General features: G+C 60.0%; 14 protein-coding genes. 4 read left to right on the top strand and 10 right to left on the bottom strand.

Annotation, left to right across the window (positions count from 1 at the left end; all coding sequences use genetic code 11):
- Positions 1-4: 4 nt before the first annotated feature.
- The 3 genes from KGA89_RS20795 to KGA89_RS20785 all read right to left on the bottom strand — a co-directional run bounded on the left by KGA89_RS20795 (position 5) and on the right by KGA89_RS20785 (position 3,022).
- On the bottom strand, positions 5-1,126 hold the full coding sequence (locus tag KGA89_RS20795) for an AAA family ATPase (RefSeq protein WP_043042332.1): 1,122 nt from the start codon (positions 1,124-1,126) through the stop codon (positions 5-7).
- 349 nt (positions 1,127-1,475) lie between these two features.
- Positions 1,476-2,087, bottom strand: coding sequence for a hypothetical protein (locus tag KGA89_RS20790; protein ID WP_223472435.1), 612 nt, complete (start codon positions 2,085-2,087; stop codon positions 1,476-1,478).
- Between the two features lie 89 nt (positions 2,088-2,176).
- The gene (locus KGA89_RS20785; RefSeq protein ID WP_223472434.1) at positions 2,177-3,022 is read right to left on the bottom strand and encodes a deaminase; all 846 of its coding nucleotides are present in this window, start codon (positions 3,020-3,022) and stop codon (positions 2,177-2,179) included.
- Between the two features lie 134 nt (positions 3,023-3,156).
- On the opposite strand from KGA89_RS20785, the gene KGA89_RS20780 reads away from it, so the two are divergent.
- Both KGA89_RS20780 and KGA89_RS20775 read left to right on the top strand, forming a co-directional pair.
- Positions 3,157-3,570, top strand: coding sequence for a hypothetical protein (locus KGA89_RS20780; RefSeq protein ID WP_223472433.1), 414 nt, complete (start codon positions 3,157-3,159; stop codon positions 3,568-3,570).
- Positions 3,571-3,791: 221 nt separating this feature from the next.
- A complete protein-coding gene (locus tag KGA89_RS20775) occupies positions 3,792-5,777 on the top strand; it encodes a M10 family metallopeptidase C-terminal domain-containing protein (RefSeq protein WP_223472432.1) in 1,986 nt (661 codons plus the stop codon).
- Between the two features lie 139 nt (positions 5,778-5,916).
- Here KGA89_RS20775 and KGA89_RS20770 read toward each other — a convergent pair whose 3' ends face one another.
- On the bottom strand, positions 5,917-6,534 hold the full coding sequence (locus KGA89_RS20770) for a uracil-DNA glycosylase (RefSeq protein ID WP_123351243.1): 618 nt from the start codon (positions 6,532-6,534) through the stop codon (positions 5,917-5,919).
- A 68-nt stretch (positions 6,535-6,602) separates the two neighbouring features.
- Positions 6,603-6,965: a DUF6124 family protein gene (locus tag KGA89_RS20765; protein WP_223472431.1), complete on the bottom strand. Its 363-nt coding sequence runs from the start codon at positions 6,963-6,965 to the stop codon at positions 6,603-6,605.
- 569 nt (positions 6,966-7,534) lie between these two features.
- Here KGA89_RS20765 and KGA89_RS20760 point away from each other — a divergent pair.
- A complete protein-coding gene (locus KGA89_RS20760) occupies positions 7,535-9,103 on the top strand; it encodes a J domain-containing protein (protein ID WP_223472430.1) in 1,569 nt (522 codons plus the stop codon).
- Positions 9,100-10,113, top strand: coding sequence for a YiiG family protein (locus tag KGA89_RS20755; protein WP_223472429.1), 1,014 nt, complete (start codon positions 9,100-9,102; stop codon positions 10,111-10,113). The genes KGA89_RS20760 and KGA89_RS20755 overlap by 4 nt, the downstream gene beginning before the upstream one ends.
- A 154-nt stretch (positions 10,114-10,267) precedes the next feature.
- Here KGA89_RS20755 and KGA89_RS20750 read toward each other — a convergent pair whose 3' ends face one another.
- Genes KGA89_RS20750 through KGA89_RS20730 form a run of 5 tightly spaced genes read right to left on the bottom strand, consistent with a single transcriptional unit; the run spans position 10,268 to position 14,173 of the window.
- Entirely contained in the window at positions 10,268-10,903 is a 636-nt protein-coding gene (locus KGA89_RS20750) for an SCO family protein (RefSeq protein WP_223472428.1), read from the bottom strand.
- Complete coding sequence (gene cyoE / locus KGA89_RS20745) at positions 10,900-11,799, bottom strand: heme o synthase (RefSeq protein ID WP_003196318.1); 900 nt, start codon at positions 11,797-11,799, stop codon at positions 10,900-10,902. Before cyoE ends, KGA89_RS20750 begins: the two co-directional genes overlap by 4 nt.
- The gene (locus KGA89_RS20740) at positions 11,787-12,866 is read right to left on the bottom strand and encodes a COX15/CtaA family protein (protein ID WP_223472427.1); all 1,080 of its coding nucleotides are present in this window, start codon (positions 12,864-12,866) and stop codon (positions 11,787-11,789) included. Before KGA89_RS20740 ends, cyoE begins: the two co-directional genes overlap by 13 nt.
- 10 nt (positions 12,867-12,876) lie before the next feature.
- The gene (locus KGA89_RS20735; RefSeq protein ID WP_003196322.1) at positions 12,877-13,470 is read right to left on the bottom strand and encodes a hypothetical protein; all 594 of its coding nucleotides are present in this window, start codon (positions 13,468-13,470) and stop codon (positions 12,877-12,879) included.
- Complete coding sequence (locus tag KGA89_RS20730) at positions 13,436-14,173, bottom strand: SURF1 family protein (protein ID WP_223472426.1); 738 nt, start codon at positions 14,171-14,173, stop codon at positions 13,436-13,438. The genes KGA89_RS20735 and KGA89_RS20730 overlap by 35 nt, the downstream gene beginning before the upstream one ends.
- Between the last annotated feature and the right edge of the window lie 51 nt (positions 14,174-14,224).

Genomic DNA, 14,224 nt, shown 5'->3' with positions numbered 1-14,224 from the left:
TTCGTCATGCCTGGGTTGTCAGCAGATGAGCCACTTGTCCGCGGGCCTCATGCAGGCGCTGGGGAATGGTCTGGCTGTTGAAGTTGGCATCGATTTCGCGCAACAGCGCCTCCAGCAACGGGCTGGCAGGCGGCTCGCTGCGCCCCAGGTAATCCTCTGCCGTTTCAAGCAGACGATGCAGGCGAGCCATCGGTTGCAGCGTCGCTTCCTCGACGGCACTGAACAGATGGCTGTTGCTGCACTGGGCAAAAAGATCCTGCAACACCTCACGGCCGTGCTGCTGGATTTCCCGGGTCGGCAGCACGTAAAGCAGCGGCCAGAGGTCGGCTTCGCTGGCTTCCAGATGCCCGCGCAGCAAAGCCGCCGCTGCGATCAGGCGCTGGGATTTGACGATACGTCGGTCGGAGAGCTGTATACCGGCCTCCCGCAACCGGCGGATGGCCTGGGCCAGCGCTGGTCGCACCTGTGACAAATCGACGTCCTTGAGCGCGTGGCCAAGCGTGTCGAGCTGAGTCAGCCCCAGCAGCTGCGGAACCGGGCGCTGCTCCGACTGCCAGCCGCCGGCCAGCATCGCTTCGAGCTGGTTGTCGGGTACTGCGTCCACGAACAGGTGCAGCAAAAAGCGATCGCCAAAGGCCGCCAGCGATTCGTCGTCGGGCAGGCCGTTCGCCGCTGCGACACAGACGCGCAAGGGACACTGGACCTGTGTGTGACCACGGCGAAAACGTCGTTCGTTGAGCACGCCAAGCAGAGTGTTGAGGATGGCCGTCGAGCCCAGGAACACTTCATCCAGAAACACAATGTCGGCTTCAGGCAGCATGCCGCTGATATCGGTTTCAACCGTGCCTTCACGCAGCTTCTTCAGATCGACCGTGCCAAACAATTCCGAAGGTTCGGTGAAGCGGCCCAGCAGGTACTCGAAGTAGCGACCGCCCATGGATTGCGCGACCCGACGCACCACGGCGCTTTTCGCCGTGCCGGGCGGGCCCACCACCAGAATGTGCTCCTGGGCGACAGCCGCCAGTACGATCAGCTCGGCCAACTGCTCGCGACCGACCAAGCCCTCGGTGGCTGCGCGAACGGCGTGACGGATCTGACTGGCGGCGAGATCGAGCGAAGCGGACATGGGGCATCTTCCTTGAGTCTGGAGGGGCACATCTTGCCTGAAGGATAGGGCGAACTGGCAAGTTCATCGGCATGCGATGCGCAAGCTTGAGGCTGTATGCGTCAGCCCTTACTGGGTATTTGGTGGAGTGTTTATGAGGAGGCGGCGGATTGAGGAGGTTGGCGGAAGGGAAAACGGGCAGATTCGCCCCGTGGCGAGGGAGCTTGCTCCCGCTTGAGTGCGAAGCACTCATAAAAAAGCCCACCTCGTTTTCAATACCAGTCCGCCAAGCAGCCAGCACACACAAAACTCTGGGGCGAGGGGGCTCATCCCGAGGTGCCTGAGTCAGAAAAATAGGCAACCCTTACCGCTAGTGATCTGAATCGCCGAGCTGGCGTCGCTTTTTGTGAAGCGCCTTCAGTACCGCATTAATGTGCCAGGTTTCCGGCCCGATAGTAATGGCACCTTGCGGGTCTGCTTGTAGCTTGATGTCTGTCGCGATGCCTTCGATGTTGAGCAGTCGCTGGGCATCCTCCAGGTGCCTGCGCTTGCCTGTAAACCACCGTCGGCCGGCCACCGACAGAAGCGAAAAGCTGTCCGGGTAGGAACACTCCAGCTTCTGCCGAAGGCTGATCAGTGCCGCTTTGCTCTCTCTAGAAAATGCCGGCATCAGTACATAACTTTCACCTGCTGCTGCACGAAGGTCGTCTTTGTCTTGCAGATACTCCTCAACGCTGAAGCAACTAGCTACCGTCTCAAGCGCACCGGATCTGACCTCTACCAAGTGGGCATTGACGCCTACATAGCAATACTCGGTCTTACCATGCACCACACAGTCCTCGGTGTTGCAGCGAATTATCCAATAGTCGCCATTCGGAGAAAGCTCGCAAGACTGGATAACAAATCGCTCCGGACCGCCGTCTCTGACCGACTCGTTATGGAGGTCGAGTACGATTGCACTGGCCTGTTGTGCGGATAACATCTGTCGGTTCTCAAATCAAAATTTCATGAGTCAAGATACAAGGTCTGAGCGAAAGGCATTGATCAGAATGATCCGTCCCCGTATTCCCGTTAATGAGGGCTATAAACGAATGGGAAATCTGCCTCGTAGATACCTCGTGCCGCTCGCACCGCGAACGGCTGTGTGATGGGCCGCACATCGCTTAACTCCCATGCGAGCCAGCCCTCCGAAAAACGGCTTGCGCATGCGGCTTGCACATCTGCGACTTCGAATGGGCGAACTGTTTTTACACGCACGATTGCAACAGCAATACCTTCGTCTTCATCACCATCGGTGTGAAGAAATCGCCCATTTTCAACAACCAAAAGATCTTCGTAAGGATTCAGGTGGGGATGCCAGCGGCGGACTTCTAGCGTTTTCTCTCCGGAAGCGATCTTGCTTCCATTAGGCCGAACAATTGATAAGGCTTTCATGGTCTTTTGCTGGTGTTCCGGCTGCCTGCGGTGCAAATAAGGCCCCATATCCCGGCGAGCCTGGCCTCCGAGCAAGCCCACGGCGACCTCTATCCCCGCTTGTCGAAGAATGGCGATACCTGCTCCGGCATTGCGTGGATCTGGATCCAGTATCGAGACATGCACGCGTGTAACCCCCGCGCTGATCAACGCCAGGGCGCATGAAGGCGTCCGACCGGCAAATGAGCAAGGTTCCAGGGTGACGTAGGCCGTCATGTCGTCGAGGCCTTGCGCCAGTTGCGAAAGCGCCATTGCTTCCGCGTGATGTTGTCCCGGCGATTGCGTGTAGCCGTTGGCGACAATGGAACCGTGACGCACGATGACACACCCTACAGGTGGATTCGGCAGGCAATCAGGCATTGCGCGTCTGCCTTGATCAATAGCTTGGCTCATGAAAAAGCGATCTGTATCGGAGAAAGCATTGTTCTTGCCGGGAAGCGACATACCTGGATCCTTGGTAGCGACAAAACCCGGTCAGGATACAGCGCTGAGCCCCATGATGCAGGAGCCTGAGGCACCATAGGTTTCTAGGAATCCAGCAGCTCGACGCAGCTCGCAAACCAAATCAGGAAGAATGAATGCCTTTTCATCGCCGCCTCAGTAGTGTCTGTCAAAGTATTGCGCACCATGCCGCGAGCAGTTTGTCGTACGTACACCCACATTTGTTGCAAGCACTTAAAGCAACCGGGGAGCCGATCGCGACGGTGGATCTACTGAGTGCGACCCCATACCCGAAGGAGCTTCGCAGTCATCCCCATCTTCCCACCGCCCTCTCTTCATTATGTGATCGTTTTGAGCAGATTTTGAAATCTGAAGGATTTTTAATATCCGACCTCAACGAGGCCAAACTATTCTTCAAACCTGATGGCCAATACAGCGGCGAATATGGTTGCGAATGCCATGCAAAGTTGCTCCACTCAAGCGGCCGTAAATACTTTGCAGCGGTCAATTGCATGGGTAAATCTATTGTTCCCCAAGTTGCCAATATCTGACCCAACCCCCTCCGGTAATGTCCTCAATCCAGTGAAAAGCGAGCTTAGCCGGAATACGCCGAGGATGATCTAGCTTCTGATCATCTAGATCGTATCGGAGACGACCATGAAACGATTCGTTGAGGACGAGATTCGAACGCAAGTGGTGCTGCTGCCGTAAATGGCAACCTGACTGAGCCGTGTCTATAGTTTTTGGCGCCAAATCTATCGGAGGCTTGGACATGAGCCAGAGCATTTCGCCCGCCGCTTCAACTGCGCAAAAAACAGGCATGGTCGCCACGACCTTATGGGGCTCGGACAAAATCGCAGGTATCGCGGTCGATCCAGACGGTGCTATCTGGCTTGGCGCTTATAGTCGCCTGGGACGAGGAGGCGAAGAGGATTCAAGCTTCACCGGCAGCCTGGTCCGGTTCAATGCCAACGGTAGCCTGGACCGCAACTTCAGTGGCGACGGTAGATCCCTGCTCCCTGTGTCGCTCGATATCGAGGACGGCGGTAATGCCGCAGTGCAGCCGGGAGGGGCCTACCTGGTGACGCACTACGTGAACATAGGCAACGCCTGGGTTTCGGGCGTAAGTCGTACTTTGGCTGATGGCAGCCTCGATACGAGTTTCGGGAACGGCGGCACCGCGACAGTGCCTTTCTACTGGAGTGACTTTGGCCAGCAAGCGTCGTTCTCTGCGCAAAGCGACGGTAGCTTTTTCGCAAGCGCAGGGTACCCCTCTGGGGAGATCTATATTGCCCGCTTCGACGCGACGGGGGCTCTGGTCTCGTCTTTTGGAGAGGCTGGGATTCTGCACCTACCAGCGACCGTTGGCATTCACCCCAGTAGCACGTTCGACGTTTCGCTGCAGGGAGACGGGAAGGTATTGGTCACGGGGCAAGATACCCTGACCCGCCTCAACCCGGACGGTACGCTGGATAGCAGCTTTGCGAACGGCGGCAGCCTGGCCCTGGATGTTCACGCAGACGCCCTCGTCATCCAGGATGACGGCAAAATCCTGCTGGCAGGCGCCTCGGGCGGCATGGCGAGCGTCATCCGACTCAACGCTGACGGCTCACTCGACACCGCTTTCGGCGATCAGGGTCGGGTCAGTTGGGGCTCGGAAAGCGCGCCTTTCGCAGTCGCCGACATGATCGTGCGGGCCGACGGCAAGCTATTGATTGGTGGAAGCCAAGGCACGAGCGCGGACGGCTATCTGGCCGCCTTGGTCCAGTTGAACCCCGACGGTCGCCTGGACCACAGCTTTGGCAATCCCGACGACGGCTATTACCACCTGGACGGTGGCCGCGATGCTGACTTCTTGCTCGGTACCGCCTCGTTCGACGATGCGATCCTTGGCGGGGCCGGTAACGATCTGCTCGACGGCCAGCAAGGTCGTGACCTGCTGACGGGCGGTGCCGGGGCCGATACCTTCCGTTACCAGTCAGTCACAGACAGTTACCGAACCGCCACCGCGGCCCATAGCGACCGAATCACTGACTTCGACCCCAGCACCGATACGCTCGACCTCGCCTCCCTGGGCTTCCTCGGGCTGGGCAACGGACACGACGGAACGCTGGCGATACGCGTCAATGAAAGCGGGACGCGGACCTACCTCAAAAGCTTCGAGGCCAACGCCGATGGGGAACGCTTCGAAGTGGTCTTCGACGGTAACTTGGGCCAAGCGCTGAATGAAACCAACCTCCTGTTTCAGCAAGCCAGGTTGACGGGCACCGAGGGGGCCGATCGTTTACAAGGCAACGCTCGCGGCGAAATCATCGAAGGGGGCGCGGGCGATGATCGCCTTTATGGAGCGCTAGGGGATGATGTATTGGTTGGCGCAGAGGGCCGGGACCAATTGGTGGGGGGCGGTAACAACGATGTGTTCCGCTTCGACGGACTGAGCGACAGCTACCGCACCGCCACCGAAAACCACACTGATCGCCTGATTGACTATACCGCGGGTGAAGACACGATCGATTTATCCGCCTTGGGCTTTACCCGGCTGGGAAATGGTTACGACGGCACGTTGGACGTGATTTTCAATGAAGCCAAGGACCTGACTTACTTGAAGAGCTACGAAGCCGATGCGTCTGGGGCTCGATTCGAGTTGAGCCTGGTAGGGGACCACTCTGGTTACGGTAACTTGAACATCATCTTCGCCGAGCCCTCGCAAGAAGAGGCCATTAAATTGGTTGGATTGGCTAATGACTTCTGGGTGTAAAACGCAAAGCTGGTTATTTCTTACTCTTTGATCGTTCCCACGCTCCGCGTGGGAATGCAGCTCGGGACGCTCTGCGTCCCCCCAGAGCCGAACGCAGAGCGTCCGTGGAGGCATTCCCACGCAGAGCGTGGGAACGATCTCATTGAGCCCGGCTGGCCTCCGCCCATACTCCTGGTATTAGCTCCCACATCGCCCTGTTCATATTCCGGACCTTGGGTGAAGGATGTGCAGACGCAAATATTTTTACGTTCATTGACTGCATGAACCTGGCAGCCTTTCCTGCTTGACGGCCTACCAGCACCACCGTTTTGAGTCTGGGCAGCAGCGTCAAGAGGCCTGCCAGCTCCTCTACACCAGCACGTCTCTCGCCAGCTTTTATCTTGATGGTGCCATTCCATCCGGGTATGACGTTCCACAGCACCGTTCTCTTGCGGTCGATTTCCGCCAGTTCGGAGAAGGTGAAGAACGCTTCAGCAGTTGAATCATTGTTGTTACGCGAGATAAAGCCAGAACCCTTTTGTTTCGTTTGGGGGGACGTCATGGGGCCGGGCTTTTCCAGCAAAAAGAGCATGTCCGCATCTACCCCGCCATCCATGGGGTCAAAGTCTGGAAATTCCCAGTCAGGGTGTTTGGCGCGAAGGTCCTCTACATAGGCTGTCAGTGGAGCAATGTGAGGTTCATGGAGCATATGCCGCCGCATTGCTACAAGTTCTGGGTGCCTGAAATTTCGAGGTGTATCGTGATATTCAATTGTCATGAAAACACTCAATCGTCCAAGAACCAAAACCCGACGCAAAACGTCGGGTTTTTCCGTTGGGAAAAAAACTACTGCCGCGGCTCCACGTTATCCAACACGCGATTCGCCAGCAACGAACTCAGCTCAATCAATTGCTGAATCCCCTGCGCCACATGACGCCTCGATCCCTCCAGATCAAACGCCAGGTCACTCACCATGGCATCAGCCGAAGCCAGCGTCTCGCTGAGGTTGGCGAGCAAGCATTCGTTATCGAGGCCTTTCACGACGGCGTATAGCTGCCCCGGTTTGGGGTCGTCTTGGGATTTATCCGGTTTCGGTAGCAAGTAGTGATCGAGCACACGCTTGGTGGTTTCGTCTTGCTGCTTGGCTTTGGATTTTGCGGATGTAGAAGTGGAATCTGCCTCTGGCGGATTCGGGGTAATTTTGAACATATGCTTCGGTTCCAGATGTGATGCCGACACCCCGAAGCTACTAAACAATGGGGTGGCAGCTGTACGCAGGTTAGTAGACCGGGGAACCGAAGAAGCCGGCGCGCCTGAGCGCCCTGCGTACAGCCACCATCAAGAACAGGGTAGGGCCCTGTTTGAGAAGCGCTTGTACAACTTCGATTACCTCGGGCTACTAAACCCGACCACTGATGGGCAGTGGCAGGAAGACAATAGAACCCGGGGACAAGACGCACAAGCGGGCGGATTCTGGCGTAGTTGTAGGCAAAGGCGCAAGGATGCGTAGCTTGATAGTGGGGTGTAGGTGAGGGCTGTAGGAGGGAGGTTTTTTGGCGATGCGGGTGGGGTATTTTTGCTTTGGAATCGTGTCGATTCATCGTGAGCAAGCTCGCTCCCACAGGGATCGGGGCTGTTGCTTTCTAGTCATTACCGCTGGGTTGTTGGCCAATAGCCAGCGCTGTGCCAAGGACAGATTCGCGGCAAACAGGTAAGGTGCGCTCCATTGCATCGCCCACCAGGAGGGCGATGCCGTTGTTCATGGAGTTGCACCGCACATGAGTTGCTGGAATGTCCTCGGACTGTCCCCTGATGCCGACGCCCGCACAATCAAACGCCAATACGCCGTCCTGCTGAAGAACACCCGCCCGGATGACGACCCCGAGTGTTTTCAGCGTCTGCGCGAAGCCTATGAAGAAGCGTTGAGCTGGTGCGAATGGCAGCAGGAAGATGAGCCGCTGACGTCCGTGGAGCATGCGCCCACTGTCGTCGTTGCCGAGACTCTGCAACAGCAGTATCAGCAGGCGCTGGCAAGCGGCGCCGGGCTGATGTTTGAAGTCACGCTGCTGCAACGCATCGTCGATACCCAGGAAGTCAGCCTCGATGACCGCCAATGGGCCTTTGAAACCTTCCAGTGGCTGAGCGCCGGGCAACGCCTGGAACTGCCCTGCGCGCTGATTCAATCCCTGGAGATGCAAAGCAAGGCCGCGCTGCAAAAATCCTTGCGCCGGGCCCTCGAACAGCACGACGAAGCCGGATTCCTGGACGCCTATGAGGCGCGCTTGCGTCAGCCCTGGATCGACAAGAGTCCCCATGCGCAGTGGTTCGATACCTGGTTGGCCAAGCTGCTGCTGGACAGCCGCTATTGGTCGCCGACGGTGTTTGAAGCAGTGTGCGCCGGCCAGGGCTGGCATGGCGGCAGCGACCGTACCGGCCCGCCCGACGATTGGCCGCGGCTATTGTGGCGCCAGCAAAGCCCGCAGTTCATCGTCCGGCAACGCGAGCTGGCGACCGAGCCTCCCTGCACCCCGCAGCAACGCGCTGCGCGCCTGCTGTTGGCCCCCATGACCCTGGGCCAACGCCGTGCCTTCGCCCAGCGTTTGAACGAAGACGACTGGGCCGCCTGCCAACGGCTCAGCGACGATATTTATGCCGACCACCCCACGGTGGCGGCCTCGATGCCAGGCGGCACGCCTTACTTCTGGCAAGGTTGGGAACGTACGTTCGACAGTTGGCCGCTGGTGTTGGCGACCGTCGTGGGCTGCATGGTTAGCGCCCTGGTACACGCCGAATCCCTGGCAGGCAACCTGCTGCGAACCCTCGGCATCGGCCTGTTGTGGTCGATACCCATCGTGATGGGCGGCTTCGTGGGGTGGCATGTGTGGCGCCCGATGGCCCATCGGTATCGTCTGCTGGATGAGCGCCTGAGCGCCCTGCTCCCCCGGTGGCTGAGCCCAACGCGCTTGCCGCTGCTGCCGCTGCGCGACTTGCTGCCGGGCGCCGCGATGATGGCCGCAGCCGGTTATAAAATCGGCCCGGCGGCCAGCGTGACGCTGCTGCTCGTGCTGACGGCCATCGGCCTGTTCAAGCGGCACACCCTGAAAACCCACACCCCGTGGACAACCGGCAACGCCCAATGGCCAACCCGGATGATCGCCCTGGGCATCGCCGCGTGTGTGGTGCTGTATGGTGGATTGAAAATGCTCGACCTCCAATATCAGGTCAATCGCAACCAGGGTTTGCAGCAATGGACCGAGCGCCTATGCAGCCGCCTGCCCGCCACCGCACAGGAATGCCAGGCCCCCGCCACCGAGGCGCAATGGTATGGCCAGGAGGCCAGACGATGAATCCGAAATGGTTGATCTCCATCGCTCTGACATTGGGCCTGGGGTTGCTGGGCCTGGCCGGCGCCAGCAAGCAGGTGGCGCAAGTGCAACTGTGGCTCGACAAGCTCGACAGTCCCGAAACCGCCAAGGCCAGCGCCCTGGCGCCGATCATCGACTGCATGAACCGCGTCGACCGGGATTGGCGCCTGTTCTATTACGGCTACACCCACCAGCAATGGTACAGGCCCTCCATCTTCGAACAGCAGACCTACGAGTCCATGGTGCAGATGGACCGGATCCTCAAAGAGTTCGGTGACCACGACGAAGCCCTGGGCAGAGAGCTGCAAAACGATATCTGCACCCAACGCATCACCGGCAAGCTTGAGCGCCTGGAACCCGATAGCCAGTTGATCAATGCGGCCGGGCGATACGTGTTGGCCTTGCAGGACGTCACGCCGCTGACCAACTCGTTCGACTTCTACCAGCGGTCGGGTCAGACGGGCTTTCGACCGCCACAGGGCCGGGTAGCACAAGCCATGGTCATCAAGGGCGATGCCTACATGGCTGCCTCCATCGAACTGCGCACTCGCCTGGAACGCGAGGACGTGCGCCTGCGCCCTGCACAACGGGTGCTGCTGCAGGCGCGCCTTGGCCAGGACATCCACTGGCACTTGCTCAACTACATGATTGCCGCACGCACTGCGGTGGATGAGCTGGAGCAAGGGGCGTACCTCGCCACATTGACCCCAAAGACCCTCGCACCGTTGATCGACGCGGTGCAACAGGCGAGCATGCAGGGCAAGGACTATGTGCGCCTTCACCCCGGCAAGCCACTGGAAGAGTTTGCCAACGGCCTCTGGCAGACCATCACGCCGTCGGCGGACGCGTACCTGCAAGCATTGCAAAGCCTGCAGCAGCACTGGCTCGAGCGTGCGACGCCGCAGCAACTGAGTGACGACTTTGCCCTCGTCACCCGTCGCTACGACGTCTTGCTCAGCTTCTACAACAGATCGGCGCGCAGCGCCTTTTGAGTCTTCAATGAAAAGGAATAGATTTGCTGGAAATAAAAAACTGTCCCTTATTGGCTGAAAATCGCCAGAAATAAAGGGGCGGATTGTTAATTAATTCCGGTGTATTTCCTTCTCTTACAGCTTGGCAGTGGCAATTTTACAAAGGTTGCGCCCGTTATTTACGCTTGAGCATCTCCGGCAACTGCGCCACCAGTTTCTGGTTATTCAACGGCGCCCGAATAAACCCACGCTGGGTACCGTCCGGGCCAATCACGGCGAGGTTGCCGCTGTGATCGACCGTGTAGTTGGGCTTGCTAGTGTCCGCCGGGATGAACGGAATGCTCACTGCATTGGCGAGTTTCTGCAGGTCTTCGACGGAAGCGGCGGTCAGCCCTATGAACTGCGGATCGAAGTAGCCCAGGTACTGCTTGAGTTGCTTGGGCGTGTCGCGGTTCGGGTCGACGCTGACCAGCACGATTTGCAACTTGGCCACAGCCTCGGGCGGCAGTTCGCTTTTGATCTGGCGCAGTTGGGCGAGGGTGGTCGGGCAGATGTCCGGGCAGAAGGTGTAGCCGAAGAACAGCAGGCTCCATTTGTCTTTCAACCCGTCCATCGCCACGGGCTGGCCGTCCTGGTCGGTCATTTTCACGTCCGGCAGGTTGCGGCTCTGGGGCAGCAGGATGATGCCGGCATCGATCAGCGCCATCGGGTCGCCCTGGCCTTTGCCGGACAGCACCTTGTTGATGGTCAGGCCGAGGATCAGCGCGATCACGGCCACGAGAATGAAGACGGTTTTCTGGGTTCGAGTCATAGGCTCAACAGTAAGTAATGATCTACAAGCAGCGCGATAAACAGCAGGAACAAGTACCAGATAGAGTACTTGAAGGTGTTGATCGCCGCGTGCGGCCGACTGCCACGGTACAACACCACGGCCCATTGCAGAAACCTGGCACCCAGCACCAGCGCGCAAACCAGGTACAGCATCCCGCTCATGTGGATCACGAACGGCATCAGGCTCACCGCCAGCAGCACCAGGGTGTACAGCAGGATATGGATCTTGGTGTAGTGCTCGCCGTGGGTCACCGGCAGCATCGGGATGTCGGCCTTGGCGTATTCCTCCTTGCGGTGAATCGCCAGGGCCCAGAAGTGTGGCGGGGTCCAGGCGAAGATGATCAGCACCAGCAGCAGCGGTTCGGCGCTGACATGCCCGGTGGCCGCCACCCAGCCCAGCAGCGGTGGCGCCGCGCCAGCCAGGCCGCCGATGACGATGTTCTGCGGCGTCGCCCGTTTCAGGAAACCGGTATAGACCACCGCATAGCCCAGCAACGAGGCCAGGGTCAACCAGGCCGTCAGCGGGTTGGTGAACGCCAGCAGTAACGCTTGGCCGGCCACCGCCAGTGCCAGGGCGAAGGTCAGGGCGGCGGCGGGGGAGACTCGCCCCTCGGCCAACGGCCGTTTGTGGGTGCGGGCCATCACCGCGTCGATGCGCCGGTCCACCACATGGTTGACCGCCGCCGCGCCGCCGGCACACAGGGCGATGCCCAGGTTGCCGAACACCAGGACTGTCCACGGCACGCCGGCGCGGGTGGCGAGGAACATGCCGACCAGCGAGGTGATCAGCATCAGCACCACCACTTTGGGCTTGGTCAGCTCTAGGTAATCGCGCCAGATCGCTTGGCTGTGGCGTTCACCGGTCAAGGTTGCCATGGCATCTCTCCTTTTATTGTTATGGGGCTGGCGCCGTGTTTAGGCGGGTTGAACCGCCAGCGCAGCGGGACTTGATGCTTGACCCGGACCAGGCTGGTCCGGGCGTGATAGTTGACCAATACCAGGGTCAGCAGCAGTGCCGCGCCCCCGGCGTTGTGGGCAACGGCCACCGGCAACGGCAGATGGAACAGCACGTTGCTGATGCCCAGGGTGATCTGCGCCGCCAGTGCGGCCAACACCAGCCCGGCCAGCCGGGTCATGCCGACAGTCTTCAATTGCCAGGCCAGGCCCAGTAACACCACCGTCACCAGCAGCGCACCAATGCGGTGGGTCAGGTGGATGGCCGTGCGGGCGTCGCTGTCCAGTTGCCCGCCCAGGTAGTTCGGCCCGATGTGCTGGGTCAGGTGGAAGCCGTTGGCAAAATCGGCCGGTGGCAACCATTGGCCGTGGCAGGTGGGGAAATCGATGCAGGCCACGGCGGCGTAATTGGAGCTGACCCAACCGCCGAGGGCGATCTGGCCGATCACCAGCAGCAGCCCGGCCGTGGCCCAATGTTGCAGGCGCTTGGGCACGGTCAGCGCCGGCAATACGCCGGACAAGCGCAAGGTGAGCAGAAACAGCAGGCTCAACGTCGCGAAGCCGCCGAGCAAATGCCCGGTGACCACCTGCGGCCACAGCTTGAGGGTTACGGTCCACATGCCGAACGCCGCCTGGGCGAACACCACGGCCAGCAGGAACAGCGGCAGTTTCAACGGCAGGCCCGGGTGACGACGGTTCATCCAGGCCCGGGCGGCCAACAGGGTAATCAACAGCCCCAGGGTCCCGGCAAAGTAGCGATGGACCATCTCGTTCCAGCCTTTAAGGGCCTCCACCGGGGTGTCGGGGAAATGCAGCTCGGCATGGGCCAGCTGGGCTTCGCTCTTGGGCACGCTGATGAACCCGTAGCAACCGGGCCAGTCCGGGCAGCCGAGGCCGGCGTGGGTGAGCCGGGTGTAGGCGCCCAGCAGGACGACGATCAGTGCCAGCAGCGTGGCAAACAGTGCGAGGCGAAATCCAGGTTTGGCCATGTCGATGCCCTCATCCGATGTTCGACAGTTTCAGCAAGTGACGCAGGTCGTTGAGCAGGTCCTTGCCCTTGACCCGGGCGTCGTAGCGCAGCACCAGGTTGCTGTGGGGATCGATGATCCACAGTTGCGCACCGCCGGAGCCTTGGGCGCCTTTCTGGTAGGCCGGCAGGTCCAGTGGGTAGCGTTGCAACTGCGGGTATTCACGCTGCAGTTGCCCGTCATATTCGGCATCCAGCGGTTGCGCGATAGCCAAGGCGTGGCTGGCGCGGGAGGCGTCGCGGCCGAGGCCGATCTGTACCTGTCGGGCCAGGTACACCAGTTGCCGGCAATCCACCGAACATTCCTGCGGTGCGGTGACCAGGATCTGCCAGCGCTGTTCATCGGCCTGTACGCCAATCTCGGCGCGGGTCTGGCCGTTGCCGATCAGTTCGCCGTGGTAGCTGCGGCTGTCGGGCACCCAGAACTGGAATTTGTACATGCCGGTGGCCAGGATCATCGGGCCGATCACCCCGAGCACGATCAGCAGCAATTGCAGGCGTCCCTTGCGACGGTTGGGCACCACGGGCGCCTCAGACGTGTTGGTTGGATTCATGGTGTTTCCCATGGTGTCTCCCTGCGTTGTGCCATCCGAGATAAAGGAACAGGCCGAACAGTGCCGTCGCCATGGCGAACCACTGCACGGCATAGCCGAGGTGTTTTTCCGGGCCCATGGCGACCACCGGCCAATCGGTCCGGTAGGCGCCGGGGCCGCTTTGTTGGCGTAATTCATAGGTGAAGCCGCTGCGACCCAGTTCGGCCCAGAGCTTGTCCGGTTCGATGGTGGTGACCAGTCGCGGCCACGGGGCGCCCGCCGGGTCGGCGTGAAGCTGGAAGGTCGCGCCCGGTGCCACGTAGACCCAGGCCTGGAGGCTCACCGGTTGTTCCGGCGTGTTGAAAACCGGTGGGGTGCGCCGGTCGGGCCAGGGCAACCAGCCACGATTGACCAGCAGCCACAGTCCGGTGCGGTGGTCGAGGAACGGTTGCAGCACCTCGACACCGACCTTGCCGTCGTGCTGGCGGTTATCCAGCAGGATGCTGTGCTCGGCGTCGAACTGGCCCTGCAGAGTTACGAGTCGAAAGGCCGGATCGGTGGTGTGCGCAAGCTCGGTGCTGTCCATCGGCGGCGCCACGCGGCGCTCGGCGTAATTTTCCATGAGCACACGCTTCTGTTCGCCGCGGTTCAATTGCCAGAACCCCAGGCACACCATCACCGGCACCAGCACGGCCACCACCAGCGACGGCACGATACCCGGCCGGAAGTGTTTCATGGCGCCGTCCGAAAGCCGTCGAACGGGATAGCTATACTCACGTGCATCGCG

The sequence above is a fragment of the Pseudomonas sp. A-RE-22 genome (assembly GCF_019956035.1).
In the GTDB taxonomy this organism is placed as follows: domain Bacteria; phylum Pseudomonadota; class Gammaproteobacteria; order Pseudomonadales; family Pseudomonadaceae; genus Aquipseudomonas; species Aquipseudomonas brassicacearum.
Note: the sequence above shows the minus strand (reverse complement) of the source record. Positions and strands in the feature narration are given on the sequence as shown.